Origin of the sequence: Kribbella sp. NPDC058693 (genome assembly GCF_042715335.1) — a bacterium.
GTDB lineage: Bacteria > Actinomycetota > Actinomycetes > Propionibacteriales > Kribbellaceae > Kribbella > Kribbella jiaozuonensis.
In genome coordinates, this window is record NZ_JBHXSQ010000002.1 from 1,223,974 (window position 1) to 1,250,519 (window position 26,546).

28 protein-coding genes and 1 pseudogene are annotated in these 26,546 nt (G+C 67.3%); 14 read left to right on the forward strand and 15 right to left on the reverse strand.

The annotated features are described in order from the left end of the window. Positions 1-6: 6 nt before the first annotated feature. From ACFWUU_RS15460 to ACFWUU_RS15475, 4 genes are read left to right on the forward strand one after another with little or no spacing between them, the layout of a single operon-like run. Positions 7-1,020 (forward strand): D-isomer specific 2-hydroxyacid dehydrogenase family protein, encoded by a 1,014-nt coding sequence (locus ACFWUU_RS15460; protein WP_380176120.1) that lies wholly within the window; start codon positions 7-9, stop codon positions 1,018-1,020. Then, on the forward strand, positions 1,017-2,048 hold the full coding sequence (gene vanA / locus ACFWUU_RS15465; protein WP_380176123.1) for a D-alanine--(R)-lactate ligase: 1,032 nt from the start codon (positions 1,017-1,019) through the stop codon (positions 2,046-2,048). The genes ACFWUU_RS15460 and vanA overlap by 4 nt, the downstream gene beginning before the upstream one ends. Beyond that, complete coding sequence (locus ACFWUU_RS15470; protein ID WP_380176126.1) at positions 2,045-2,191, forward strand: hypothetical protein; 147 nt, start codon at positions 2,045-2,047, stop codon at positions 2,189-2,191. Before vanA ends, ACFWUU_RS15470 begins: the two co-directional genes overlap by 4 nt. Before the next feature lie 10 nt (positions 2,192-2,201). Further along, on the forward strand, positions 2,202-2,939 hold the full coding sequence (locus ACFWUU_RS15475; protein ID WP_380176128.1) for a VOC family protein: 738 nt from the start codon (positions 2,202-2,204) through the stop codon (positions 2,937-2,939). On the opposite strand, the gene ACFWUU_RS15480 is transcribed toward ACFWUU_RS15475, so the two are convergent. Further along, positions 2,926-4,317, reverse strand: a complete 1,392-nt coding sequence (locus ACFWUU_RS15480; RefSeq protein ID WP_380176130.1) for an FAD-dependent monooxygenase — start codon at positions 4,315-4,317, stop codon at positions 2,926-2,928. The two genes, ACFWUU_RS15475 and ACFWUU_RS15480, sit on opposite strands and share 14 nt — an antisense overlap. Before the next feature lie 64 nt (positions 4,318-4,381). On the opposite strand from ACFWUU_RS15480, the gene ACFWUU_RS15485 reads away from it, so the two are divergent. Genes ACFWUU_RS15485 through ACFWUU_RS15495 form a run of 3 tightly spaced genes read left to right on the forward strand, consistent with a single transcriptional unit; the run spans position 4,382 to position 6,803 of the window. Further along, a complete protein-coding gene (locus ACFWUU_RS15485) occupies positions 4,382-5,011 on the forward strand; it encodes a TetR/AcrR family transcriptional regulator (RefSeq protein WP_380176132.1) in 630 nt (209 codons plus the stop codon). A gap of 29 nt (positions 5,012-5,040) precedes the next feature. After that, positions 5,041-5,799, forward strand: coding sequence for an SDR family NAD(P)-dependent oxidoreductase (locus tag ACFWUU_RS15490; protein ID WP_380176134.1), 759 nt, complete (start codon positions 5,041-5,043; stop codon positions 5,797-5,799). Beyond that, positions 5,799-6,803 carry a Gfo/Idh/MocA family protein gene (locus ACFWUU_RS15495; RefSeq protein WP_380176136.1) on the forward strand — a complete coding sequence of 335 codons (1,005 nt, stop codon included), beginning with the start codon at positions 5,799-5,801 and terminating at the stop codon, positions 6,801-6,803. The genes ACFWUU_RS15490 and ACFWUU_RS15495 overlap by 1 nt, the downstream gene beginning before the upstream one ends. Before the next feature lie 9 nt (positions 6,804-6,812). Here the strand turns inward: ACFWUU_RS15495 and ACFWUU_RS15500 are convergent. Then, positions 6,813-7,226: pseudogene (locus tag ACFWUU_RS15500) on the reverse strand (VanZ family protein); the annotation flags it as partial. Positions 7,227-7,387: 161 nt separating this feature from the next. Here ACFWUU_RS15500 and ACFWUU_RS15505 point away from each other — a divergent pair. Together ACFWUU_RS15505 and ACFWUU_RS15510 are read left to right on the forward strand one after the other, a co-directional pair. Further along, entirely contained in the window at positions 7,388-8,455 is a 1,068-nt protein-coding gene (locus tag ACFWUU_RS15505) for a sensor histidine kinase (protein ID WP_380176138.1), read from the forward strand. A 5-nt stretch (positions 8,456-8,460) separates the two neighbouring features. Further along, entirely contained in the window at positions 8,461-9,039 is a 579-nt protein-coding gene (locus tag ACFWUU_RS15510; protein WP_380176140.1) for a redoxin domain-containing protein, read from the forward strand. Here ACFWUU_RS15510 and ACFWUU_RS15515 read toward each other — a convergent pair. From ACFWUU_RS15515 to ACFWUU_RS15525, 3 genes are read right to left on the reverse strand one after another with little or no spacing between them, the layout of a single operon-like run. Then, positions 9,029-9,835, reverse strand: a complete 807-nt coding sequence (locus ACFWUU_RS15515; protein WP_380176142.1) for a nuclear transport factor 2 family protein — start codon at positions 9,833-9,835, stop codon at positions 9,029-9,031. The genes ACFWUU_RS15510 and ACFWUU_RS15515 overlap by 11 nt on opposite strands. A 3-nt stretch (positions 9,836-9,838) precedes the next feature. Beyond that, a complete protein-coding gene (locus ACFWUU_RS15520; RefSeq protein ID WP_380176144.1) occupies positions 9,839-10,645 on the reverse strand; it encodes a deoxyribonuclease IV in 807 nt (268 codons plus the stop codon). Between the two features lie 41 nt (positions 10,646-10,686). Beyond that, a complete protein-coding gene (locus ACFWUU_RS15525; protein ID WP_380176146.1) occupies positions 10,687-11,085 on the reverse strand; it encodes an RNHCP domain-containing protein in 399 nt (132 codons plus the stop codon). A gap of 438 nt (positions 11,086-11,523) precedes the next feature. Between ACFWUU_RS15525 and ACFWUU_RS15530 the strand changes: the two genes are divergently transcribed. From ACFWUU_RS15530 to ACFWUU_RS15545, 4 genes are all read left to right on the forward strand, one after another. Then, on the forward strand, positions 11,524-12,828 hold the full coding sequence (locus ACFWUU_RS15530) for a globin domain-containing protein (RefSeq protein WP_380176149.1): 1,305 nt from the start codon (positions 11,524-11,526) through the stop codon (positions 12,826-12,828). After that, a complete protein-coding gene (locus ACFWUU_RS15535) occupies positions 12,776-13,297 on the forward strand; it encodes a DivIVA domain-containing protein (RefSeq protein ID WP_137255132.1) in 522 nt (173 codons plus the stop codon). Before ACFWUU_RS15530 ends, ACFWUU_RS15535 begins: the two co-directional genes overlap by 53 nt. Next, positions 13,294-14,550 (forward strand): nitric oxide synthase oxygenase, encoded by a 1,257-nt coding sequence (locus ACFWUU_RS15540; RefSeq protein ID WP_380176152.1) that lies wholly within the window; start codon positions 13,294-13,296, stop codon positions 14,548-14,550. Before ACFWUU_RS15535 ends, ACFWUU_RS15540 begins: the two co-directional genes overlap by 4 nt. Positions 14,551-14,642: 92 nt before the next feature. Beyond that, complete coding sequence (locus ACFWUU_RS15545; RefSeq protein WP_380176154.1) at positions 14,643-17,981, forward strand: beta-N-acetylglucosaminidase domain-containing protein; 3,339 nt, start codon at positions 14,643-14,645, stop codon at positions 17,979-17,981. Here the strand turns inward: ACFWUU_RS15545 and ACFWUU_RS15550 are convergent. Continuing rightward, positions 17,966-18,442, reverse strand: coding sequence for a ribonuclease H (locus ACFWUU_RS15550; RefSeq protein ID WP_380176156.1), 477 nt, complete (start codon positions 18,440-18,442; stop codon positions 17,966-17,968). The genes ACFWUU_RS15545 and ACFWUU_RS15550 overlap by 16 nt on opposite strands. A gap of 149 nt (positions 18,443-18,591) precedes the next feature. On the opposite strand from ACFWUU_RS15550, the gene ACFWUU_RS15555 reads away from it, so the two are divergent. Further along, positions 18,592-19,176 (forward strand): HdeD family acid-resistance protein, encoded by a 585-nt coding sequence (locus ACFWUU_RS15555; RefSeq protein WP_137255129.1) that lies wholly within the window; start codon positions 18,592-18,594, stop codon positions 19,174-19,176. A 52-nt stretch (positions 19,177-19,228) separates the two neighbouring features. On the opposite strand, the gene ACFWUU_RS15560 is transcribed toward ACFWUU_RS15555, so the two are convergent. The 9 genes from ACFWUU_RS15560 to ACFWUU_RS15600 are packed head-to-tail and all read right to left on the reverse strand — an operon-like array spanning position 19,229 to position 26,510. Next, positions 19,229-19,855, reverse strand: coding sequence for a DUF2461 family protein (locus ACFWUU_RS15560; protein WP_380176158.1), 627 nt, complete (start codon positions 19,853-19,855; stop codon positions 19,229-19,231). Positions 19,856-19,892: 37 nt separating this feature from the next. Beyond that, positions 19,893-20,330 (reverse strand): hypothetical protein, encoded by a 438-nt coding sequence (locus tag ACFWUU_RS15565; RefSeq protein WP_137255127.1) that lies wholly within the window; start codon positions 20,328-20,330, stop codon positions 19,893-19,895. Positions 20,331-20,353: 23 nt separating this feature from the next. Continuing rightward, the gene (locus tag ACFWUU_RS15570; protein ID WP_380176160.1) at positions 20,354-20,929 is read right to left on the reverse strand and encodes an HdeD family acid-resistance protein; all 576 of its coding nucleotides are present in this window, start codon (positions 20,927-20,929) and stop codon (positions 20,354-20,356) included. After that, complete coding sequence (locus ACFWUU_RS15575; RefSeq protein ID WP_380176162.1) at positions 20,926-22,287, reverse strand: M20/M25/M40 family metallo-hydrolase; 1,362 nt, start codon at positions 22,285-22,287, stop codon at positions 20,926-20,928. The genes ACFWUU_RS15570 and ACFWUU_RS15575 overlap by 4 nt, the downstream gene beginning before the upstream one ends. Before the next feature lie 12 nt (positions 22,288-22,299). Beyond that, positions 22,300-23,631, reverse strand: coding sequence for an anaerobic C4-dicarboxylate transporter family protein (locus ACFWUU_RS15580; protein WP_380176164.1), 1,332 nt, complete (start codon positions 23,629-23,631; stop codon positions 22,300-22,302). A gap of 16 nt (positions 23,632-23,647) precedes the next feature. After that, positions 23,648-23,923, reverse strand: coding sequence for a hypothetical protein (locus ACFWUU_RS15585; RefSeq protein ID WP_380176166.1), 276 nt, complete (start codon positions 23,921-23,923; stop codon positions 23,648-23,650). Continuing rightward, complete coding sequence (locus tag ACFWUU_RS15590; protein ID WP_380176168.1) at positions 23,916-24,428, reverse strand: DUF1440 domain-containing protein; 513 nt, start codon at positions 24,426-24,428, stop codon at positions 23,916-23,918. The genes ACFWUU_RS15585 and ACFWUU_RS15590 overlap by 8 nt, the downstream gene beginning before the upstream one ends. Further along, a complete protein-coding gene (locus ACFWUU_RS15595) occupies positions 24,428-24,766 on the reverse strand; it encodes a Rieske (2Fe-2S) protein (RefSeq protein ID WP_380176170.1) in 339 nt (112 codons plus the stop codon). The genes ACFWUU_RS15590 and ACFWUU_RS15595 overlap by 1 nt, the downstream gene beginning before the upstream one ends. A 13-nt stretch (positions 24,767-24,779) precedes the next feature. Beyond that, positions 24,780-26,510: a GMC oxidoreductase gene (locus ACFWUU_RS15600; protein ID WP_380176172.1), complete on the reverse strand. Its 1,731-nt coding sequence runs from the start codon at positions 26,508-26,510 to the stop codon at positions 24,780-24,782. Positions 26,511-26,546: the final 36 nt, after the last annotated feature.

Consider the following 26,546-nt stretch of genomic DNA (forward strand, 5'->3'; position numbering starts at 1 on the left):
GGAGCCATGACCTACAAATCGCTGGCGTCCTGGTTGTCGTCCGCGACCCCTCCCGACGTCGCACTGGCGATCTACGGGTGCGGCCCGGACGAGGCCGTTCTGTTCCGGGAGCTGGCTCCGCGCCTCGGCGTCGTGCCGACCATCACCGAGGCGCCTGTGTCCGAGGCCACCATTGAATTTGCCCTCGGCAAAAGATGTATCAGCGTCGGCCACAAGACCCGCATCACCAACCAAACGCTCCTCGCCCTGGCGAGGGCCGGCGTCGCGTACATCTCCACCAGGAGCATCGGCTACAACCACCTCGACGTGGACTACGCGGACAGCCTCGGCATCACCGTCGAGAACGTTGCCTACTCCCCCGACAGCGTCGCCGACTACACGCTGATGCTGATGTTGATGGCGCTACGCAACGCGAAATCCATGATCCGCCGTACCGACATCCACGACTACCGGCTGGACGACGTACGCGGGAAGGAACTGCGCGATCTCACCGTCGGCGTCGTCGGTACGGGCCGCATCGGCGCGGCCGTGATCGACCGCCTGCGCGGCTTCGGCTGCCGCACAGTTGCCTATGACAACCGTCCGGCGACCTCGGCCGACTACGTCCCGCTCGATGAACTGCTCCGGCTGAGCGACCTCGTCACACTCCACACGCCGCTCACCGCAGATACCCGCCATCTCCTCGACCGCCGACGGATCGAGCAGTTGAAGCCCGGCGCGTTCGTCGTCAACACCGGCCGCGGCCCACTCCTCGACACCGAGGCACTGCTCACAGCGTTGGAGGACGGACGCCTCGGCGGCGCCGCGCTCGATGTCATCGAGAGTGAAGAAGGAATCTTCTACGCCGATTGCAGCAACGAACTCATCGAAAGCAAACAACTGCTGCGGCTCCAGGAACTGCCGAACGTGATCGTCAGCCCGCACACCGCGTACTACACCGATCACGCGCTCAGCGACACGGTCGAGAACTCGATCATCAACTGCCGGAAATTCGAGAACAGGAAGCAGCAGTGGATATGAAGATCGGCATCATCTTCGGAGGTCGTTCCGAGGAGCACCCCATCTCGGTCAAATCCGCGCAACAGGTCGCGGAGAACATCGACACAGCGAAGTACGAACCGTTCTACGTCCGGATCACCGAGGACGGCGCCTGGAAACTCTGCGACAGCCCCGCCACAGATTGGGAGAGCGGCCCTTGTCGCCCGGCAATGCTCTCGCCCGACAGCACCGCACCCGGACTGCTCGTCCTGGACGACGGGAAGTACGAAACGATCAGCCTGGACGTACTCTTCCCGGTCCTGCACGGTAAACAAGGCGAGGACGGCGCGATCCAGGGGCTGCTCGAACTCTCCGGCCTTCCGTACGTCGGCTGCGACATCCAGAGCTCGGTCGTCTGCATGGACAAGTCCCTCGCCTACACGGTCGCCGCGAGCGCCGGGATCGCGACACCGGACTTCTGGACGTTCACGCTGACTCAGACCATCGATCCCGACCAGTTCACCTACCCGATCTTCGTGAAGCCGGCGCGCTCGGGCTCGTCGTTCGGTGTCAGCAAGGTCGCCGGCAAAGAAGAGCTGCAGGCCGCGGTCGAAGCCGCGCGGGAGTTCGACTCGAAGGTGCTGATCGAGGAGGCGGTCGTCGGCAGCGAGATCGGCTGCGCGATCCTCGGCAACGATCCCGACCTGTTCGCCGGCGAGGTCGATCAGATTGCCCTGTCACACGGCTTCTTCAAGATCCATCAGGAGAGTACGCCGGAAGCCGGGTCCGACAACTCGACGGTCATCGTGCCCGCGGACATCCCGGCCGAGTCGCGCGCACTCGTTCAGGAGACCGCGAAGGCCATCTACCGCGCGCTGGGATGCCGTGGCCTGTCCCGCGTGGACATGTTCCTCAAGCCGGACGGCACCGTCGTACTCAACGAGGTGAACACGCTGCCCGGGATGACGTCGTACAGCCGGTATCCGCGGATGATGGACGCCACCGGCCTGTCACGCACCGAGGTGATCGACCGGATGGTGTCGCTGGCCTTGGCGACCAAGACCCGGTGAACGACGTACGGCCGACGGTGCTCGCCGTGATCCTGGTTGCCAGTCTGGCGTTGATCGGCATCCTCAAGTACCACTCGCCCGCGCCCTCGATGTCGCCGCTCGCGCCGCCGTCGGTCTCCCCGATCGCATCACCGACCCCTTAGGATCTGGGCCATGGCGACGCGGCTTGTGCAGGTGGTGATCAAGGCTCGGGACAACTCTGCGCTCGGGCGCTTCTGGGCGGATGCTCTCGGTTGGAACGTCACCGGCGACAAACCCGAGGAGACGAACCTCGAGCCTGAGGGTGTCACGTACCCCGACCCCAGCGCCGTCGTCGTCGACCTCATCCCGGGAGCGCAACCGAAGACGGTGAAGAACCGGGTACACATCGACCTCGCCACGACGTCCGCGGCGCATCAGGCCGAGCTGGTCGAGCGCCTCCAGACCCTCGGCGCCACCCCCGCCGACGTCGGCCAGGGCGACGTCCCGTTCACGGTCCTCGCCGACCCGGAGGGCAACGAGTTCTGCGTACTCGAGCCACGCGCGATCTACAGCGACACCGGCCCGATCGCCGCAGTCGCCGTCGACTGCGTGGACCCGCGCGCCATGGCCCGGTTCTGGGGCGAGGCTATGGACTGGACTGTGCACGAAGAGACCGATGACTTCGTGTCACTGCGCTCGGCGAAGGGCGTCGGCCCGTACCTCGAGTTCCTCCGCTCGACCGACCCGAAGGTCGGGCTGGACCGCCTCCACCTTGATCTCCGCCCGTATCCGGGTGACGACCACGCCGCGGAGGTTGCCCGACTGGAGACCCTGGGTGCGACGCACCTCGACATCGGCCAGGGCGACGTCGCCTGGGCGGTCCTGGCCGACCCCGAAGGCAACGAGTTCTGCCTGCTCACCCCGCTCTGACACCGAACCACTGCGTCAACGCATCGGCGACATCCGCGCCGCCTGACCAGCACAGCAGACCGTCCGGGCGGATCAGCAGCGCTTCATGCTCGCCGTCCGGCTTCACCCGCAGTACGTCGACGCGATCGGCCCAGCCATCCGGCCAGGTCCGGTCACCGAAGTCGAGCAGCAGACCGCGGCCGGAGTGCAGAAGCGTCGACAACCAGACCGGCCCGTCACCGGTGACCAGTTCGAAGTCGGGGATCCGGTCTGGCGCGTCGAGCCCCGACATCATGCCGGCGAGGTAGCGGTTGGCGTCGGGCAAGCGCATCAGGTCGGTGAAGATCTCCCGCAGTTCGATGACGTCTTCGCTCGGCCTCGGGAGGGCGAAGACCCGCTGCGCTGCGGTATGACGCAGTACGCGCGCCGCCATCGGATGCCGCTCGGTCTGATACGTGTCGAGGAGGTCCGCCGTACCGCGCACCGCGGCCGCGAGCTTCCAGCCCAGGTTGAACGCGTCCTGTATACCGAGATTCAGCCCCTGCCCACCGAACGGCGGGTGGATGTGCGCGGCATCCCCAGCGAAGAGGATCCGCCCGTACCGATACGACTCGAGCTGCCGGGTCGCGTCACCGAACTCCGACGAGTTCAGCACCTCCGCGAGCCGCGTCTCCTCGCCGTACAAGGCCGTGAGCGCAGCCTCGGTCTCGTCCGCCGTGGTGACTCCCGCCCGGCCGAACGTGAAGCGATACTTGCCGTCGCCGACCGGCACGAGCATCCCCCAATACTCGCCGGCCTGCTTCGTCATCGTGCTGAAGTGACCAAGCGTCGTCGGCACCTCGTCCGACACCGACGACAGCCGTACGTCGGTCAGCACCGCGCGGAACGTCCCCGCCCGACCGGGGAAAGGTACGTCGAGCAGCTTGCGGACCGTACTGTGCGCGCCGTCGCACGCGACCAGATAGCGCGCTCGCAACACGTCAGAACCGGCCGTCACAGTCACGCCCTCGGAGTCCTGTGAGACGGCGCTGACCTCGACACCGCGACGTACCACAGCTCCACGCGCGACAGAGGCGTACTCAAGCTCTTCCTCGACGATCCACTGCGGCACCGAGATCGGATACGGATGCCGGGTGTTCCACGGCGACGCGTCGAGCGGCACCGGAAGCCCGGCGAAGTGGCCGCCGACCGCCTCACGCGGCAGCTCGCGCGCCTGGATCGGGCCGAGGAGCCCGCGCAGGTCGAGCACCTCGGTGGTGCGAGCCTGCAACGCGCCGCCCTTCGTCTGTTCGATCCGCGTCTCGAGCCGTTCGAGGACGGTCACGTCGACACCGGCCAGCGCCAGCTCGTACGCCAGCATCAGCCCGGTCGGTCCGGCGCCCGCGATCAGTACGTCCATGGAAACTCCCCTCAGTGCAAAAGTAGACTAAGTGCAGATTAGCACTCAGTGCTACGATCCCGCCATGGCGTTGCGGGAACGGAAGAAGCTGCTGACCCGGGAGGCGATCTCGACGGCGGCCATCGAGCTGTTCATCGAGCACGGGTTCGACCAGGTGTCGATCACCCAGGTCGCGGAGGCCGCGGAGGTGTCCCGGCGTACGCTCTTCGCGTACTTCCCGACCAAGGAAGATCTCGTCGTCCACCGCTTCGCCGACCATGAAGACGAGCCGGCCCGTGTCGTCCGCGCTCGCCCCGCCGACCAGTCACCGCTGGTCGCACTCCACACCCACTTCATCGAGCGACTCCGCGCTCACGACCCGTTCACCGGCCTCACCGACCTTCCGCAGGTCGTCGACCTCTACCGCCTTCTCCGCAGTACGCCGGCGCTGATGGCGCGGATGCTCCAGTTCAACGAGACCTCCGAAAGGGAACTCGCCTCAGCTCTGCACGAGACCGCCGGCACTCCCGAACTCACCGCCCGCCTGGCCGCCGCCCAGATCACCTCGGTCCACTGGACCCTGGCGATGTCGAACTTCGACCGCTGCGCGTCCGGCACTCCCGCCCCGAAAGTTCTTCCCACCGCAGTGAAAGCCGCGAACCTCGGCTTTGCCCTCCTCTCCTCCGGCCTGGCTCCGCTCTGGCCATCCACTTGAGGCACCACAGAAGGGTCACCATGAACGCGATGCAGAAGTTCTCCCTCGAGGGCAAGGTTGCTCTCGTCACCGGTGGCAGCCGGGGCCTCGGACGCGCGATGGCCGAGGCGCTCGGCGACGCCGGTGCCGCGGTCGCGGTCACCGCGCGGACCCTCGCTGCTGCCGAAGCTGCCGCCGCTGAGCTCACCGCGCTCGGCATCCGCGCGTACGGCGTGCAGCTCGAGGTGTCCGATGTCGAGGATGTCGAACGCGCGGTCGGGCAGGTGAGCAGCGAGTTCGGCGAGATCGACGTGTTGCTGAACAACGCCGGCATCGGGGTCGCCGGTCGCGCTTTCGAGACGCCTGATGCCGCGTGGCACGAGGTGTTCTCGGTCAACGTCGACGGCCTCTGGTACTGCAGTCGTGCGGTCGCCAAGCGGATGGCCGGCCGCGGCGGCGGGACGATCGTGAACGTCGGTTCGATGTCGGCGGAGATCGTGAACCAGCCGCGCTGGCAGGCGTCGTACCTGTCGTCGAAGGCCGCTGTACATCAGCTGACCAAGGCGCTGGCGGCCGAGTGGGCGCCGCACGGGATCCGGGTGAACGCGATGGCGCCGGGGTACTTCCTGACCGAGATGTCGCCGGTCGACCAGCCGGAGTTCAAGGAGTGGTGCGTGGACCCGGCGGCCATGAAGCGGTACGGGCTGCCGCCGGAGTTGGGGCCGGTGGCAATCTTCCTGGCGAGCGAGGCGTCCAGTTTCATGACCGGCTCTATCGTCAAGGTCGACGGCGGCTTCACACTGTTCTGATGGTCACCATAGGCATCGTCGGCGCCGGTCTCCGCGGGAGGCTGTTCGCCGAGGCACTCCATACCCAGCCGGACGTCACTGTCGTCGGTCTGGCCGAGCCGTCGGAGACGGTGGCCTCGCAAGCACGCGCGGCCACCGGCCTGCCCGTCGTCTCGTCACACGTCGAGTTGCTCGAGAAGCTCGACCCGGACGCCGTCATCGTGGCCACCCCGGACTTCGCCCATCGCGAGGTCGCTGTCGACGTGGCCACAGCGGGCAAGCACCTGCTGATCGAGAAGCCGGTCGCCACGAACCTCGACGACGCGCACGCGATCGCGGAGGCGGTTCATCGCGCGGGGGTCCGATGCCTGGTCGGATTCGAGAACCGATGGAATCCGCACGTGGTGCAGGCCAAGGCGGCGATGGACTCCGTCGGCGATCCGATCACGGCCTCGGCCACCCTGAGCAACTCGTACTTCGTGCCGACCACGATGCTGTCGTGGGCCGCGAAGTCGTCACCGGCGTGGTTCCTCATGCCGCACACCGTCGACCTCATCCTCTTCCTCACCGGTCGACGGGCCGTGTCGGTCAGCGCGGTCGGATCCCGCGGCGTACTCGCCAAGCGCGGCATCGACACGTGGGACGTCGTACATGCGCTGGTCAGCTTCGAGGACGGATCGACCGCGACGCTGTCGTCGGCGTGGACGCTGCCGGATGCCGGTGACGGGATCGTCGACTTCCGGTTCCAGGTGGTCGGGACCGAGGGGTCGGTGACCGCGGACCTGTCGCATCAGGGGCTGACCGTTGTCAGTGACAAGTACCGGTCGACGTGGCCCGTCGCGGGAAGGATCGGGCGGTCACAGGTCGGGCCGGCGGTCTGGATGGTCCAGGACTTCGCGGCCGGGCTCGTCGACGGCGGCGACCTCGGGCCGGGCATCGACCACGGCGTACTCGTCACCGAGCTCATCTGCGCCATCGAGGAGTCGATCGCCTCCGGCCGGACGGTGCAGCTTCCAACGGCGTGACGCGAGGGCGGCCAACCCGGCGCCGGCGGTGTTGAGCAGTACGTCGTCCACGGAGGACACCCGGTCCAACTGGAAGACGTACTGCGAGACCTCGATCAGGATCGAGCAGCCCGCTGCCAGCGCGAGGACCCGCGGTACGGAAGCCAGCCTCGCGAACCGCAGCGGGACGAAGAACCCGAGCGCGGCGAAGATGAGCAGATTGCCGACGATCTGGTCGGCCGACATCGTCAGCAGATCGTGCAGCGGCACGAGACTGACCCGGGCCGGGGCGACGCCGGCACCGCTGCCCGGCAGGAGAGTCATCCACACCCACGGCACGGTCCCGTAGACGATGCCGACCTCGGCCAGCGCCGTACGCCAGGAACGGCGGCGGGCCAGAATGCACACCGCCAGCGCGGCGACCGGCAGTGCGACCACCGTCATGACGGCCACGCCCGTGAACGTGCCGAGCCAGCCGTGCCACCCTCTGATGATCGCGCTACCTCCGTCTGTACCGGCCTTCCAGTGAAGACAGCGTGGTGTTGTCGGAACGTATGCGGTTTTGGATATGCGAACGATATGCCCCGCCGGGTAGCGTCGGGTGGATGAGCGTCCGGCTCAAGCTCACCCTCAGCTACGCAGCGTTCCTCATGCTCGCGGGCACGTTGCTGCTCGCGGCCGTGTGGCTGTTCCTGCTGAGGTACGTCCCGGAGCGCGCGGTCCTGGTCGTCCCCAACGGCACCGGCGACAGCAGCGTCTTCCCGGTCCGGTCGCGTCTGCTGGACGTGTTCGCTCCGCGGGCGGCCGGGGTGTTCTTCTTGCTGCTGGTGTTCGGGCTGCTGGGTGGATGGATCCTGTCCGGCCGGATGCTCGCGCCGCTGACCAGTATCACCAACGCCGCCCGCCTGGCTGAGAACGGTTCGCTGTCCCACCGGATCGAGCTCAAAGGTCCGACCGACGAGTTCCGCGAACTCGCCGACGGCTTCGACCGGATGCTCGCGCAACTCGAAGCTCATGTCGCCGAGCAGAAGCGATTCGCCGCCAACGCCTCCCACGAACTGCGTACTCCGCTCGCGATCACGCAAACGCTCCTCGACGTCGCGATCAACGACCCGGACCGGGACAGCGGCGACCTCGACGAACGCCTTCGCGCGATCAACACCCGGGCGATCAACCTCACCGAGGCGCTGCTCCTGCTGAGCCGTGCCGATCAGCGTTCCTTCACCGGGGAGCGGGTCGACCTCTCGCTGATCGTGGAAGAGGCGATGGAGACTCTGCTCCCGTTCGCGGAGAAGCGCGGCATCACCATCGAGACCACCGGCGAGCTCACGCCGACCACCGGCTCCCACACGCTCCTGCTCCAACTCGCGACGAACCTCATCCACAACGCGATCGTCCACAACCTCCCGGAGCACGGCACGATCTCCGTCACCACCGCGACGCGCTTCAACACCGTCGTACTGACCGTCGAGAACACCGGCGAGTTCCTCAGCCGGAAGCTGGTCTCCATCCTGACCGAGCCGTTCCAGCGCGGCGCCCGCACCCATCAGCCGGGCGTTGGCCTCGGCCTGGCCATCGTCAAGAGCATCACCGAGGCCCACAACGGCACCCTGACCCTGATGCCCCGCCTCGGCGGCGGCCTGCACGCCACCGTCGTACTACCTCTACAGTGACGATCATGCGAGCTGACATCGTGCCCGGCGCCGTGTTCCCCGACTACGAGCTTCCCGACCACGAAGATGTACCGCGGAAGCTGAGTGATCTTCAGGGTGAGGATCCGATGATCCTCACGCTCGCGCGGGGGCACTACTGCCCCAAGGAGCATCAGCAGCATCTCGAGCTTGCGGCGTTCTACCCGAAGATCGCGGTCAGCTACACCCAGATCGTGACGATCGCGACCGACGAGCACCACACGCTGCAGGAGTTCCGGGCGTCGGTCGGAGCGCAGTGGCCGTTCCTGTCCGATCCGGGGCGGATCGTGCAACGGGACCTCGACATCCAGGAGTACACCGATCCCGACAACGACCCGATGATCCCGTACACGCTGGTGCTCAAGCCCGGCCTGGTCGTGCACAGCATCTACAACGGCTACTGGTTCTGGGGGCGGCCGACGATCTCCGAGCTCTGGCAGGACCTGCGGGCGGCGAGCGCCGAAGTACGTCCGGACTGGGATCTCAGCAAGCCGGGCCTGCGTGAAGCGTGGGAGAACGGCGACCACAGCGCCTTCCACGGATGGAACAAGCGCCCTAGCGAGTGATGTCGTCGTACAGGCGGACTGCCGCGAGGTGGCCGTCGGTGCCGCGGTCGAAGATCGCGAGTCCGGCCTGAGGATGCTCGCTCCCCCGGCCGATCAGGTTGTACTCCAGCGCGAAACCGATGCCGTCATCCGTGCCCGCACACGGCTGTACGTCGATCCCGCCGGCGCTGAGCAACCTGGCGTAGAAGTCCCGGAGCCCGGTAGCCCCGCGGTGGATGTTGTCGGGGCCGATCGGTTCCTGCACGTAGCCGTCCGGATCGAAGCCCTTCACGACCGACTCGGCATCGCCGCCCGCGAGCGCGTCGAGATGGCGCGCGACGGCGTACGGCGTCTCGACGGCACCGGCCTCGAGGATCGGCGGGCGGAGGTGGCGCAGGCCGTCGACCGGCCACTGGCTGCAGTACGTGCGGAACTCGACGGACCGCTCGTCCAGCGACTCGGCGACGACCGCGACCGGCCAGGCCACCTCGTCGCCCTCGTGCAGGACGTGGACCAGGAGCTCCACCGCCGCGCGCCCGCCGACCGTGATCGAGCCGACCACCTTCAGCTGGGCGTGGTGCGCGGCCATCCACTCCCGGTTGCTGTGGATGAACGACCGCAAGTCACGATGCCCGCGGATCTCGCCGGCCCGCGGATCATGCACGACCACATCCCCCGGCCAGGTCTTCTCCAGCGCCCCGGGCGCACCGTCGTACAGCGCCTTCAGGTACTGCGCGACCGGATCCGCCTGCTCCCGCGCCCGGGCATCACGACGTGCCAACTCGATCGCAGTGGAGAACTCCGGGAACCACGGCATGCTTCACGGTACGACAACACCAAGCCGATCCCGCAAGCCCTTCAACAACCCGACGTCTCGGGCATGCGTCGGCGTCTCCACCAGCATCGGAATGCCGTGAAGAGACGCGAGCACGTCTTCCAGCGCGGCCAGCCCGATCATGCCGCGCCCGAGTGACTCGTGGCGATCACGATGTGAGCCGGCGGGATCGCGGCTGTCGTTCACGTGAACCAGCCCAACACGGTCAGCTACCTGCACGATGGCGCTCAGGTCCTCGCCGGCCGCATGCAGGTGACACGTGTCCAGGCACAGGCCGATCTCCGGGTCGTTGAGAGCGTCCAGGTACTCGATGCTGCTCTCGATGGTCGACGCCGCGGCCTCCCCGGCTCCGGCCGTCGGCTCGATCAGCAGTCGTACGTCGGGCCAGCGGTGGGCGATCGGTACGACGAGATCGTGCAGGCCGCGGAGTACTTCGGCGCGCCGACCCTTCGCGACCAACGACCCCGCGTGGACGACGACCGTGGTCGCGCCGAGCGACGTGGCACGCTGCATGGTGAGCTCGAGCGCGGCCGTCGAGCGGGTCAGCACCGCGTCCGAGGGCGAGCAGAGGTTGATCAGGTGCGGCGCGTGGACGACGACGGGCAGGTCCCGCTCGGCGCACGCCGTACGAAATGCCTCGTCCGCCGCCGGATCGACGGCCGCCGGCACCCAACTGCGCGGATTCCCCGCGAACAGTTGGATGATCTCGGCGCCGACCTCCGTCGCCTCTGCCAGCCCGACCTTGACCAGCCCGCCGGCGACGGCGACATGTGACCCGATCCGCACTCTCATCCCCTCCGGGCCGCCTTCCTGCGCGACGACCCGGCCCGAGGTTACGCCTTCGCCTTCCGGGCCCTCGGCTTGCGGGTGGTGCCGTTGCCGTTGGGCTCGGTTTCGGGCTCGGCCGCGAACGGGATGAACGGCATGGTCAGCGGCAGGGCCGCCAGCCGCATCAGGAGCAGGACGTTGTCGTCACCGGCGGTCTTGTTGAGGCGGAGGCGGCCGCAGTTGGTGCATCTGTGGATGAGGACCCAGCGGCCCTCGCCGCGGACCGTGACCGCGATCGGCTCCATGCCGCCGGAGCAGTCCGCCTTGCGGTCGCCCGGCACGTTGCGGTCGAGATGACGCGACCACAGGCAACTCGGGCAGTGATTTCGATGGGTGGTGCCAGGGGCGTCGAGGGAGACCTCTACGCCGCAGTGTTCACAACTGAACGAACGTGCGAAAGCCAAACCATTGAACCTTTCAGAGCAAAGCTGCAGGACAGAACAGACATCGGCTCTCCTCCTTCCGGTCCGCACCGGCCGGTCCGGCGCACGAACTCCCAGCAGATCAGGGCGCGCCCGGGACCGTCAATCGATTAACTGAGCCGGTCTTCCACAGTTAGTTGCCCTAAGCAACTTGCAGGACCGGCGGATCGCCTTGTAGATCAAGCGATTGACCCTCTACCTCAGGTCCAGATTTTCGAGACGATCCAGTCCGACACGCCGTTTCAAGCCGCGAACCCGGGGGTAGATCGGGAAGATCACGGAAGTGGACAGGCTCGGGGACGCACAGTAGGAGGACACTCTTGTCAACGCAGTACCCGTCGGCGCGTTATGCCGACGACCGGGAGGACATGTCTGTTTCGTCCGTGGAGCTGCCGTTCCGAGCCGGATAAGACCAGCCCCATGGATGCATACGCCCTACAACGCAGCTGGGACCAGGTGTCGGCGTACGGGGATCAGGTAGCCCTGTACTTCTACTCGCACATCTTCGTATCTCACCCCGAGGTACGGTCGATGTTCCCGCTCTCGATGTCGAACCAGCGGGACAAGTTCGTCAGCGCACTCGGCCGGATCGTCAGTCATGCCGACCAGCTCGAGAACGATGCGAACTTCCTGCAGCACCTCGGCCGTGACCATCGCAAGTACGCCGTCGTCGCGGAGCACTACAACGCGGTCGGCGCCTCGCTCTGCGCGACGCTGAAGCATTTCCTCGGGCCCGTGTGGGACGAGGACCTGGCCGCGCACTGGACAGCGGCGTACCAGGTGGTCGCGCGGATCATGGTCGAGGCTGCCGAGACATCGGAGGAGTCCACTCCGGACTGGTGGGACGCGGACGTGCTCTCGGTCGAACGGCGGACCATGGACCTCACCCTGCTGAAGGTCCAGCCGCGGCAGGGGTTCCGGTTCCGCCCCGGCCAGTCGGTGTCGATGGAGATCCCGCAGCGGCCCCGGCAGTGGCGGTACTTCAGCCCGGCCAACGCGCCGCGCGCGGACGGCTCGATCGATCTGCACGTGCAGCAGATCGACGGCGGCCAGGTGAGCCCCGCCGTGGTCCGGTCGCTCAAGGCCGGCGACACGGTGAAGCTCGGAGCGCCGATCGGTGAGCGGCTGACCCGGCGGGACGGTGACGAGCGCGAGCTGCTGATGGTCGCGGGCGGCACCGGTCTCGCGCCGCTCCTCGCCGTACTCGAGCAGGTCGACAACGAGTGGAAGCGCTCGGGCAACGGACCGCTGGTGCATCTGCTGCACGGCGTACGCCTGCCCTGGCACCTGTACGACCGCCCGCGGCTGCGGGCGCTGGCCCAGGACCGGGCCTGGTTCGACTACACGGAGGTCGTGTCGGACGACGCGTCCTATCCGGGCACCCGCGGAAAGGTCGGCACGGTCGCGGCCCGCCAGATCCTGTACGGACGGACGGCGATGGTGTGCGGCGGCCCGCAGATGGTCGCGCACACGCTGGAGCAGTTGGCCGGCGCGGGCATGCGGCCCGAGGACATCAAGTACGAGCACTTCTATTACGCGGCCGCGGGCGAGCACACCGCGGCACCAGCGCCGACAGGTCAGGAGACAGCACGTGACGCACAACAGCCACCGCCAAGGCTCGCCGCGTTATCAGACACCCCGCTTGATCCGGGAGGAGAGGTTCCGGCGCCGGATGCGGGGTCTCGACGCCGACATGGTCTACGGATACCTCGCTCAGCTGGCTGACCAGGTCCAGAAAACCGAACGCGAACTCGGCGAGACCCGCGCCAAGAACGAACGTCTCCAGATCGAGCTCCAGCGCGGGCAGGCCGAGCTGCAGCGCGTCCAGGCCGAGCTGGACCAGTACGAGCAGGCCGGCGACCGCGTGAACGAGCAGGTCGTCCAGATGTTCAGCCAGGCCCAGCTCGTGGTCGAGGAGATGGTCCAGGACGTCAGCAGGGACGCCCGGGAGAGGATCGGGCAGGCGCGCGCACACGAACGCCGGATCGTCGCGGAGGCCATGGACACGGCCGGCGAGCAGGTCCGTTCGTACGCCAAGACCGCCCAGGCGCACATGCAGTCGATCGTGGACTCGTTCGCGACCGAGGTCGACCAACTGGGGAACAAGTCTGTCCCCGGCGAGCCGGTGGTCCAGCACGATCCTTTCTTCGACAACTCGGGCGACTGGCAGACCCGCCGTCCAGGCACGCCATGAGCGCCGAGAGATCGTGGGGGAAAGCTCCGCGTACCGGCCGGCGGGCATCACCGGGTCCCGGGCGGATCCGGGCGAGGGCCGCGCACGCGATCGGCCGGCCCGATACCGGGCGAAATCTGGAGGTCACTGACACCGAACTGGTCCGGGCCGCAGCCCGGGACTTCCTCGAGCTCTTCCACGCCGAGCACCCCAAGACCGGCTGGATGGGGCCGCGGCTCGCCGCGGTCATGCGCGAGATCGACCTCACCGGGACCTACTGGCACACCCCCGAGGAGCTGGCCTTCGGCGCCCGGGTCGCCTGGCGCAACAACGCCCGCTGCATCGGCCGGCTGTACTGGCGCAGCCTGCAGGTCCGCGACCTGCGGACGGTCTCCGACGCCCGCGGCGTCGCCGGGCACTGCTTCGACCATCTGCGCGCGGCCCACAACGGCGGCAAGATCCGCCCGATGATCAGCGTGTTCGCTCCCGAGGCGCCGTCCCGTCCGGCCCCCAGGATCTGGAACGAACAACTCATCAGGTACGCCGGGTACGAGCAGCCGGACGGACGCGTACTCGGCGATCCTCGCTACCGAGCCTTCACCAGCGAACTCATCCGGCGCGGCTGGCGGCAGCCCGATCGCACCGGCGCCTTCGACGTACTCCCGCTCGTCGTCGAGACCGTCGACGAGGGACCGCGGATGTTCGAGTTGCCGGTCGACGCCGTACATGAAGTCCCCATGGCTCACCCCGAGCTGGCATGGTTCGCCGACCTCGGGATGCGCTGGCACGCCGTACCCGTGATCAGTAACAACCGCCTTGACATCGGCGGCGTCTCGTACCCCGCCGCGCCCTTCAACGGCTGGTACATGGGCACCGAGATCGGCGCCCGCAACTTCGGCGACAACGACCGCTACGCGTTGGTCCCCGAGGTCGCGGAACGGATGGGCCTGGACACGACCGACGAGACGAGTCTCTGGCGGGACCGTGCGTTGGTGGAGATCAACCGCGCCGTACTGCACTCGTACAACCAGAGCGGCGTCACGATCACCGACCACCACACCGAATCGCGCAGGTTCCTCATCCACCTGGAACGGGAAGAGAAAGCCGGCCGCCGCTGCCCGGCCGACTGGACCTGGATCGTCCCGCCGATGTCCGGCTCCCTCACGCCGGTCTTCCACCGCTACTACAACGCCGAGACCCAACTCCCCAACTTCTTCAACGACCCCGAAGCCACCCACCGCTCCCTGTACGGCGCTCCCCCGGCGTTCATCTGACGGTTCTGCCTGGAAATGCCCGGCTCCACGCCTTGACGAGCAGTTCTGCGCAATGGCTAACTAGCTGGAACCGCCCCGCCTGAGGAGACTCGATGCGCCTTCTCCTGTCCGCCGTGCTTGCCCTCACCTCTCCGCTCGTAGCGGCCGCGCCTAGCGCAACCGCTGCATCGCCCGCTCCCCCGAGCGTCAGTCCCACGCCGCAGCAGCTTGTCCCACGTGGCGACGGGTTCCCGATCACGCCGGTGGTCGGGTTGGTTCGTACGTCGCGATCTGACGCGGACGCGGAACGCGTCGTACGGCAGGCGCTGGCCAGCGCGGGGGTGAAGACGGTCCGCACCACGGACGGCAGCGATCCCGGCACACCGACGACGATCTGGCTCGGCCGTTCGTCGTCGGTGCTGTCGGCGCTCAAGGTGCAGGACAGCACCGGGCTGCCCGCCGAGGGGTACGTCCTGGCCGCTGGACGCGATCGGAAGCACCACGGTCAGATCGTGCTCGACGGGGTCGACGCCGACGGCACGTTCTACGCCGCGCAGTCGCTCGCGCAGCTGCTGCAGCGGAAGTCGATGCCCGGGGTGGCGATCCGGGACTGGCCGACCATGCGGTACCGCGGTTCGATCGAAGGCTTCTACGGCACGCCGTGGTCGCAGACCGAGCGGCTGGACCACCTCGACTACCTCGGCGCACACCGGATGAACACCTACGAGTACGCACCGAAGGACGACCCGTACCACCGCGAGCAATGGCGTGATCCGTATCCGGCGGACAAGCTCGCGCAACTCGGTGAGCTGGTGACCCGTGCGCGGCAGAACAAGGTCGACTTCACCTTCGCGCTCTCGCCCGGTCTGTCGATCTGCTACACCTCCGAGACCGACTTCCAGGCATTGATCGCGAAGTTCGAGGCTTTGTACGACCTCGGCGCGCGCTCGTTCAACGTGGCGCTCGACGACATCGACTACAACACCTGGCACTGCGACGCGGACCGCGCGAAGTACGGCACCGGCGGCGAGGCGGCCGGCCGGGCGCAGAGCGACCTGCTCAACCGGGTGCAGCGCGAGTGGGTCGAGTCCAAGCCCGACGTCGCGCCGCTGCAGATGGTGCCGACGGAGTACTACAACGTCAGCGAAACGCCGTACAAGAAGGTACTGCGGGAGCAGCTCGACCCAGCCGTGGTCGTGCACTGGACCGGGGTCGGGGTGGTGCCGCAGACGATCACCGCGGCGCAGGCGGCTCAGGCGAAGGCTGTGTTCGGCCACGACATCCTGATCTGGGACAACTACCCGGTCAACGACTACGCGGCCGGGCGGCTGCTGCTGGCGCCGTACACGGGTCGCGAGCCGGGGATCGCCGCCAGCGTCGTAGGCGTCATCTCGAACCCGATGAACCAGGCGGCGGTGAGCAAGCTCACGCTGTACTCGTTCGCCGAGTTCGGGTGGAACCCCGCGCGGTACGACGCGACGCCGGTCTGGCTGCGGGCGATCGCGGAGCGGACAGGCGGCGATCGACGTACGGCGGACGCGTTGCGGGTGTTCGCCGACCTCAACACGTATGACGGGACCCTGCATCCGGAGAGTGCGCCGGTCTTCGGGGCGGCTGTCGACTCGTTCTGGCAGCGGTGGCGTGGTGGGGAGCGTACGCAGGCTCTTGCTTCGCTGAGGCCGCGTGTGTCGGCGGTCGTCGCGGCGCCGGGGACGATCCGGGCGGGGGTGGCCGATCCGGCCTTCACTGCTGAGGCGGAATCGTGGCTCAAGGCAACGGAACTCTGGGGCCTGGCGATGAGCCGCGGACTCGATCTGCTGTCCGCGCTCGAGGCGGGGAACGGTGCGGCTGCCTGGACCGCGCGGCAGCAGATGAGTGCGCTCGTCACGGAGGCGAAGGCCATCCGGGACAGCCGGGCGCCGCATGACGGGACCTATCCGCGGATCGGTGAGCGGGTTGTCGACGAGTTCATCGCGGAGGTCGGGCGGGTGCACGACCGCTGGTTGGGTGTGACACCTGGTAAGACGGCGACGACCAATCTGGGCACGTATCAGGACAACGTGCCGGGTCGGATGGTCGACGGTGATGAGAGCACGTTCTTCTGGAGCAACGGTGCGCCGGGGCCGGGTTCGGAGGTGCGGGTCGATCTCGGGTCGTCGGTGCAGGTCGGGGATATCGCCTTGCTGATGGGCAAGGCGGGTAGCCCCGACGACTACATCCACTCGGGTGCGTTGGAGTACTCCGTCGACGGGACGCAGTGGACCGAGCTCACTCGCGCGACTACGGCCGAAGTACGGCTCACCGCTCCGGCTGGGACCGTTGCGCGCTACGTCCGGTACCGGTCGTTGACGGCGAGCGACTTCTGGCTGGTCGTGCGGGAGTTCTCGGTCCAGACGGTCGGTGGGAATGTGACGACGCTGACTGCGAGTGGTACGCCGGTACCTGCGGCGGGGTCGTCGTACCAGCGGGCGGTGGACGGCTCGGTGGACACGGCTTATGTGCCTGCGACCGCGCCGACTGCCGGTGATGCGTTGGTCGCCACGTTCTCGGCGCCGCGCTCGCTGTCCCGGCTGACGGTCCTGCAGTCGTCGGTGGGCTCAGCCGACATCGAGGTCAGTGTCGGCGGGATGTGGAAGCGGGTCGGGTCCGTGTCGTCCTCGTATGCCGAAGTTCGCGTCGGTGATCTCGTGGTGGATGCTGTGCGGTTGGTGTGGACGGGTGGCAGTCCGGCCGTCGCGGAGATCGTGCCGCGTTGGACCGACACTCCAATGGTTGCCCTGAGCACCAGCGCTGATCGCGTCGATGTGGTACGCGGCGTCTCCACGAGCCTCGCCGTCACCCTCGAAGCCGGCCGCGATGTCGCCGGCACGCTGCGCCTCGCGGTGCCGCCGGGTTGGAGCGCGCCGGCCATGCCGATCAGGCTCAAGCGTGGGCTCGCGCAGACCGTCAGCGTCCGCCTGACGCCACCGGCTAGTGCACCGTTGGCCGACGTCGACATCCCCGTGTCCTTCGACACCGCCGCGACCGTCCTGCACGTCGCGGTCCGACCGCCTACCTCGTCGATCAACGTCGCCCTCCACCGCCCGGTTGTTGCCTCAAGCATCGAGTCTGGGACGAGCTTCACCGCGGACCTGGCCGCGGACGGCGATCCCGCCACGCGCTGGGCCTCGGCGTACGACGACGCGTCCTGGCTCCAGCTCGACCTCGGCTCCCCCACTCGTCTCGGCAAGCTGGTGCTGCGCTGGGAAGCGGCGTACGGCTCCGGCTACGAGATCCAGGTCTCCGACGACGCCACCACGTGGACCACAGCCACGACGGTGACCGATGGCGACGGCGGCACCGACACACTCTGGCTGGACACGACCGCGCGCTATGTCCGTCTCCAGGGCGTCCATCGAGCGACGCAGTACGGGTATTCCCTCTACGAAGCCGAGGTCTACCCGGCGGTCTGACTGGCAGCGACGGCCAACCGGTCCACGAAGTCGTTCATCTCGTGGCCGGAATGCCCTTTCACCCAACGGAAGGCGACATCCCCGCGCTCCATCACCAAGGCGACCAGCGGTTCCCAGAGATCCTGGTTGGCGACCGGCTTCTTCGCCGAGGTGAGCCACCCGCGCTCGAGCCAGCCCACGTACCACCGGTCCCGGAAACAGTTCACGACGTACGTCGAGTCGGACACCACCAGCAGCGGCCCGTCATTCGTCCGCACGGCCTCGAGCGCCGCCCGAATCTCCATCCGCTGATTCGTCGAGACAGCCTCGTGCCCAGCGGCGTACTCCGTCGTCGACAACGCCCAGGCCCACCCGCCCGGCCCCGGGTTCCCGGAACAAGCCCCATCGGTGAACACAGACCGAGCCCCAACGGGCACCGCCATATCAGCCGGCCGGGGCCGACGAGCACGAACAACAGGCATCCGAGCACCCTACCCCCAGGGTCTGCGGCGGCGTCGCTAGGCACGGGGCCAGGGATTTTCACTGGCTCGATGGGGGGATGGGGGCTGCCAGTCTCGAGGTAGCGGGATCGAGTGATACCGCATCCAGAATCGAGAGTAAGGAGTGCATCATGAGTACCACCACAAGCACCGACTCGAAGGTGACGACCAGGATCTCCAACGGTCTGTTGTGGCGTGGTTTGCTGGCGATTGCTGTTGGAGCGGTTGCCGTCATCTGGCCGAACATCACGGTCGGCGCCTTCGTCATCCTCTTCGCCGTCTACGCCTTCGTCGCCGCCGTGGCTGACGCAGCCCGCGCATTCAGCAGTGACGGTGGCTGGTCGGTCGTCGGCCACCTGCTGCTGTCGGTGATCTCACTGGCAGCCGGTGTGGTCGCGCTGATCTACCCAGGCCCGACGGCCCTCGTACTGACGCTGATCATCGGGTGGTGGGCGCTGTTCACCGGCCTGGTCGAAATCGCGATGGCGTTCAGGAGCGGTCAGCGCGCCGGCCAACGCGCCTGGTTCATCCTGGGCGGTCTGGTCTCGGTCGTCTTCGCGGTCGCGCTGTTCATCCGCCCCGACCTCGGCGCCGTCTCGCTGGCCATCGTCTTCGGCCTCTACAGCATCTTCTACGGCATCACGGCACTCGTCGTACGCAGCGAAGGCCGCAGCGTCGAGAAGAACATCCAACGCTTCGCCCACGCGGTCTCTTGAGCCGCCGCAACACCCGTCCGACCGCAGAGGCCGTCGTCCCAGACGACGGCCTCTACAAGACGTTCTTCACCAACCACCGCGCCATCGGACGCAGCTGATGAAAGGCCGCGAGCACCCGATCCGCAGCCGCCGAGGTATGAATCCACTCCTCACACCCGAGCCCCCGACTCGCGACAACCGACTTGCGCCGCAACAACTCCGCCCGCGGATGATCAACCGGATAACCCCGCAGCGGCCGCTTCAACAGCTCCCCCGAAACCACAAACCCCTCCCGCTCAAGCTGCCGGATGATGGCAACCACCCGCCGCCCCGACCCGTCATCCGCCACCGCACCCCGGTACCGCTCGATCTGCTCCGACGGCGCGTACCACCAAGCCAGCCCCACCTCGAGCCCGTCAAGATCGAGCCGAACCCCCAACTCGACACTCCGCCCCAGCCGCACAATCGCTCGCTGCCGCTGCCACGCATCCAGCAGTACGTCGCCGTACCCCCAGACCGCAAAGTCCTCGTACGCCGAATCAGCATCCGCCACGGCGTTCAACAACCCAACCATCGGCCGCCGAACCAGCTCCTCCCGCTCCCGCCGGCACCCCCGCCGTACGTCAACCGAAGGCTCCCCTTCCAGCCGCAACAACACCTCGAACGCACCCGTAGGCCACCCGTCGAACCCCGCAGTCACGGCAGGCAGCCTAGCGAGTGGGGGCGTGCGGGGATTGTTAGTTGGACTGGTGGGCTCGGGCGGTTAGGTCGTTGGCGTAGGCTCGGGCGTCCAGGGCGTCGAGGATTGCCAGGCGGGCGTTGTCGGTGGCCCAGGAGGCCAGGTCGATGGCGGCTGCGGCGTCGGATTCGGCCCAGTCGGCGTCGGTGGTGGCTGCTTCGGCGTCGTGTTCGCGGCGGCGTTGGGCCATTTTGGCCTTCAGGTCGGCGACCTTGGCGGACGCATCGGTCTTGACCTGCGTCCACTTGCTGTCGAGCTGGTCGGCGGCCTGGCCCATCCGCTGCTGTCCTTTGTCGACGGCCGACTGCACGTTCTGCTGGTGCTTGTCGATACGCGCCTCGAGCTGCTCGTGGTCCTCGGTCGCGGCCTGCCGGACCTCCTTGACGGCACCGTCGACGCGCTGCTCCAGTTCTTCCAGTTTCTCGGTGTAGTTCATGATTCTGGTCCTCTCTCAAATGTTCAGGAAACGGCTTCGGCGGGGCGCCCGGTCGAGTGCCGCAGTTCGTGCCCCTCGCGGGCCACGACGAGCGAGCTGATGCCGAAGAAGATGCTGTACAGGCCGAAGACGGTCGCCAGCGACAGCGCACCGAGATCAGGCCGGATGAACAACGCGACCGCGAACGCGATCGAGATCAGGCCGCTCAGGATCAGCCACGCGCGCTCCCCGGCCCGGCGCCCGCTGGTGAACACCATCGCGATCTCCACCAGACCGGTGAACAACGCCCACCAGCCGACGATCAGCGTCAGGACCGTTGCCGTAGGCCCTGGCCAGACCAGCGCGACGACGCCCGCCGCCAGGGACAGCAGCGAGAGCAGAAGATTCCCGATGACGGCCCCGGCCCGGCCGCTGGTGAACGCCCGTACGGCGTCCATCCCCGCCGCGATGAAGGCGTACACGGCGAACAGGATCACGAATGCGCCGACGGTGATGTTCGGCCAGACGACCGAGACGACGCCGATCGCGATCGCCAGCAGCCCGCGCCAGACGAGCGTCTTGGAGACTGCCCCGATCAGACTCTCTTTCGTTGTGTTCATGATTGACCTCCTTGCTTCATTTCCGCCAAATCCTGGAGAAGGAAGACCTGGGCGAGTGTCATCGCTTCGATCTCGGACGGGTCGACGCTCTCGTCGGAGGCGTGGATGCGGGCCTGGGCTGTGTCTTCTGCGCCCCAGAGGATGAACTCCGCGTTCGGAGCGGCCTGTTGGAGGGTCTGGAGCAGCGGGATCGAGCCGCCGGATCCCGCCTCCCCCGCCGGCGAACCGTAGGCATCCGCCAGCGCTTGACGGGCGGCGGCGTACCCGGGTCCGTCGGTCGCGGCGCGGAACGGCGCTGCCTCCTTGGTGCGTTCCACCGTGACCTTGGCACCCCACGGCGCATGCGACTCCAGGTGCCGCACCAGCGCGTCGAGCTCCGACTTAGGGGACGAGCCGGGGACGATCCGCATCGACAACTTCGCCCGTACTTCGGGAATCAGCACGTTGGACGAGCCATCGACCGATGTCATGTCGAGCCCGATCACATTGATCGACGGCCTCGACCACAAGCGGGACCCGATCGTGCCGGTCCCGATCATGCCCACGCCGTCCACGAGGTCGGCCCCCGCCCGGAGATCCGCCTCCGAGAAGTCGAGCCCGTCCCAGTCGAACCCGGACACACCCTCGACCGCAACGTTGCCGTCGGCATCATGCAACGTCGCCAACAGCTGGGCCAGCGCCATCATTGCGTCCGGCACCGGCCCACCGAACACCCCCGAATGAAGGGAATGCTCGAGCGTCTGCACCGTCACCACGCAGGCCACGTCGCCACGAAGCGTCGTCGTCAGCGTCGGCTCCCCCACCTTCAGATTCCCCATGTCGGCAACAACGAAGACGTCACACTGGAACAGATCCGGGTGCGCCGCGACGAACGCCTCCAGATTCGAGTTCGTCTCCTCCATTCCCTCCACGATCAGCTTCACGTGACAAGGCGGCGTACCGTCAAAAGCCTTCAGCGTGCCGGCGTGGATCACCAACCCACTCTTGTCGTCCGAGATCCCTCGTCCGTACAGCCGACCGTCGTCCTTCCGCGTCGGTGTCCACGGATCCGACGACCACTTCTGTTCGGGAGGTGCAGGCTGTACGTCGTAATGCGCGTACAGCATCACCGTCGGCGAACCCTCCGGACCGTCGACCGTCGCGTACACCGGCGGATACCCGTCAGGCACCTCCTGCAGCGCCGCATTGCGGAAGCCCGCCGCACGCATGACCTCGACCGTCTTCGCCGCCATCTCATGGACCGGTTCCGGCGGGTAGCCGGGGAACGCGATCGACGCCAGCTTGGTGAATCCCTCCAGGTCGGCGAGCAGTTCCGGCATCATCCCGGCGACCTTGCTCCGCACATCGTCGCGGTTCATAGCTGTTTCTCCTTAGAACGCAAGGCTTGCGATCAATAGTCCGACGAGCACGACCGAGACCCAGGACACCAGCATCGGGATCGTGAACGAGTGCCAGATCGGTACCTTCGACAATCGCGTCGTACCGGTCTTGTCGATGTTCACCGCGGCGATCTGGGATCCGTTCGCGGGGAACAGCCAGACGCCGACCAGCGAAGGCCACATCGCCGTGATCGTTGCCGGCGACAACGAAGCCAGCGCGATCGGGATGATCGTCCGGGTTGTGGCCGACTGACTGGTCGTCAGGCCCGCCACCAGGAAGATCGCCACCGCAAGGAACCACGAGTGGTCCTTGACGATGTCGGCGAGCGGGTTGACCACGGTCTCCTGGTTGTTCACCAGGTACGTATCCGCCATCCACGCGATACCGAACAGCGCGATCGCCGCGACCAGGCCGGACTCCATCAGCGGTTCCTTGACCACGTCGCCCGGCGGCACCCGGTTCCACAGCAGGTTCACGAGTGCGGCCGTGAACATCACCACCTCGATCACGATGGTCATGCTGAGCGGTCCGGACACCTTGTCCACGGTCACGGTCGGCCGGAGTTCATCGAACAGGCCCAGGACCACGATCACCACGACCGCCGCCAGGAAGACATAGGCGCTGCGGGCCGCCGTCTTCGGGAGCGCCGCATGCTGGTCGGCGCCCACCTCGGCCGGGGACGGGACCTGGCCGGCCCGGAGCCGGGCCTGGTACTCCTGGTCGTCGTCCAGGTTCTTACCGATCCGGTTCTGCACAAGGGACGTCACGACGCACGCCACGATCGAAGCCGGAATCGTGATCGTGAGGATGTCCGCCAGCGTGAAGTCGTCGGGAAGCAGAGTCAGATACGCCGCCATCGCCGCCGACACCGGACTTGCGGTGATCCCGAGCGCCGAGGTGACCGTCGAGGCCGCCAACGGCCGCTCCGGCCGGACCCCGTTGCGGTACGACGTCTCGTAGATCACCGGGATCAGCGCGAAGAAGATGTTCGACGTACCGGCGCCCAGCGTGAACGCGAACGCCACCAGCGGAGCGACCAGCGTGATCCTGCGCGGATTGCGGCGGATGATCCGCGACGCGATCGACACCAACCAGTCGATCCCGCCGGCGGCCTGCATCACCGCCGAGGCCGTGATCACCGCGATGATGATGAAGAACGCGTCGATCGGCGGCGAGCCGGGGTCGGCGCCGAACACGAAGATCAGGACCGCCGTACCGGTCGCGCCCCACAGCCCGAGACCGATCCCGCCGGTCCGGACCCCGAGGAAGATGGCGAGGAGGACAACCAGCCCCTCCAGCACTGCTTGCCATGTCGGTGACATGAGCTCGACCTCCTGATCAATCCGGCGCGCCGGCTTCGGAGTAGCCGGCTGCCTCGAGCAGCCGACGGATGCCGACGACCGCCTCGAGTTCGGTGTCCTTGTGCGCGGGTATGTCGAAGAACCCGGTCTCCGACCCGACCGTGACCTCGACCTTGTCGTCGTGACGGCGCTCGACCGTTCCGATGGCCTCGAGCAGCGACAGCACGTCGTGCCACTCGATGTTGTGGCTCACCGGATGCTGGAAGATCTTCCGCAGTACGGCGCGATGGTGGCTCGACAGGTGCTCAGTCATCACGACTCCCCAAAACCTTGTACGCCGTCGCAGTCGTCAGCCCGTACACGAGATGAGCCGTGAGGTCCTTCGCCAGGACCTTGATGCTGTAGTCCCAGATCGGGCTGTACAGACCCGCTGCCGGCAGTACGACGTACCCCGAGCCCCAGACGGTCGCGGCGAACGGGACGCCGTACCAGATGCGGGCCTTCGGCACCGAGCCGACCACCACGCCGTACGCCGCGCCGTTCAGGATCCCGAACGCCCAGTGGGTGAGGTTGTTGACCAGGGCGGCCCGGCTGTTGGGGAGCTCGTGACGGAACATGCCCTCGAACAACCGCCTGCCTACCTGCGCCGGGGCCGGGGCGTCGTCCCAGGTCTTGATGTCTTCGGAGAACTCCCACCGACGGACGCCGCTCTTGCCGCCTCCGCGGCGGTATTCGGCGTACAGCAGCGTGTCCATCGCCACCGTTCCGACCGTGCCTGCGATCAGTCCGCGCACAACAGCACCCAGCGGCGTGACCATCATTGGCCTCCTTCAGGAAGACGAACTTGGAGAGTTCCGTCGGCCTCGCGCACCTCGTAGACACGCAGCGGCGCCGCCGACCCTTGCAGTACGGCGCCGGTGCCGAGGGCGAACCGCGAGCCGTGGCACTGGCACATGATGGTGCGACCAACGAGCAGACCGCTGGAGAGCGGGCACCGCTCGTCACTGCAGGTGCAGAGGTCGTCGAACGCGTAGAGCTTGCCGTCTACCCGCGCGAGCGCGATGCGAAGCTTGCGGTCGGCAACATAGTGCGGGACGACCATGCCGTCGGCAATCGTGTCCATCCGCACGACGCCGAGGATCGAGAGCTCGGTCATCGGAGCGTCCTTCCTAGTAGGGGTAGTCGGGGATGACGTCGGACTTCTTCGCGTCCAGCCGCAACTCCCCCGGAGCGCCGGCCGGAACCATCGGACGATGCGGCATGACCGGAGCCACCCGCTCGTAACCGGATCCCAATGGCGGCCGGGGATCGGCGTCGCCCTTGTTCGGCCACAGCGACAGCGCGCGTTCGGCGAGCGCGGTGATCGACAGCGACGGGTTCACGCCAGTGTTGGCCGGCATCACGCTGCCGTCGATCACGTGCAACCCCGGCTGACCGAAGACCCGCTGGTACGGGTCGACCGCGCCGCTGGCAGCGCTGTCAGCGATCGGGATACCGCCGGTGAAGTGCGCCGACGCCGTCCGGTTGATGACCTCGAACGGCAACGCGCCTTCGTGCCCGTTCATCCGCGTCGCCATCCGGTCGACGAACTGTTCGACGATTGGAATGTGGACGGACGGCGGCGTACCGGTATGACGACTGCGCAGGACGCCGTCGCCCCAGTACAGCTCGATCGAGGTGTCGGTCGTCTGCGAGCAGAGCATGATAACGGTCCGCTCGGCCCAGTTCCGGGCGTCGTCGAAGCTCAGTACTGCTCCCGGATGCTTCAGCAACTGCTGCAACCAGGCCGCCGTCGGATGCTTCTGCGCGCCGTGCTGGTGGTAGGTCACCAGGAACGCGAACAGATCGTTGCCGACACCCCAGTACACCGGCTCGATGCTGGTCTCGGGATCCGGCCAGACCCCCGACGTGATCGACACCGACCCCGGCGTCAGCCAGATCTTGTCCGGATCCTCCTCCCACTCCTTGTGAGTCCGGGTGATCGCCAGCAACTGCTCGGAGTTCGTCCGCGCCCGCCGGCCGAGCTCGGTCGACACACCCCGCAACCGGCCCTCGTGCTGCATGTGCAGCAACAACTTCGCCGACCCATAAGCATGCGCCGAAACAATCACCTGCTCGGCGGTATAGGTCCGATGCGGAACCCGAGCCGCCCGCTGGGCCCACCCAGGATGCCGCGTGCGTACTTCGAACCCGCCGCCGTCGAGCGGCCGCAGGTCGTACACCTCATGCAAGTCATACACATGCACACCGGCCTTCTCGGCCAGATACAAGTAGTTGGTCGTCAGCTTGTTCTTCGCATTGTGACCACACCCGATGTTGCACTTCCCGCAGGAGATACACCCGGTACGCCGGGGGCCGACGCCACCGAAATACGGATCGTCGGCCTCGACGCCAGGACTCCCGAAGTACACGCCGACCGGCGCCTTGTTGAACGTCTCACCCCGACCCATCTCGGTCGCCACCTGCAGCATCACCCGGTCAACATCGGTCGGCAGATACGGATACCGCACCGCGCCGAGCATCCGCGTCGCCTGGTCGTAGTACGGCGCCAACTCGTCCGCCCAGTCGGTGATGCTCGCCCACTCCCGCGCCTCGAAGAACTGCTTCGGCGGCACGTACAGCGTGTTCGCATACACCTGCGACCCGCCACCCACACCCGCGCCACACAGGACCAGGACGTCGTCCAGATACTCGACCCTCTGAATGCCATAAAGCTCCGCCGCCGGGAACCAGAGGAACCCCGGCAGATGCCACTGGCTCTTCGGGATGTCCGCGTCGTTCCAGCGCTTGCCGGCCTCCATGACCGCCACCCGGTAGCCCTTCTCCGCGGCCCGCAGCGCCGAGACGCTGCCACCGAACCCCGAACCGACGATCAGTACGTCGTAGTCGAAGCCGCTCATCGGTCGGCGTCCTGCACGGTTGTCATGTCGTTGGTC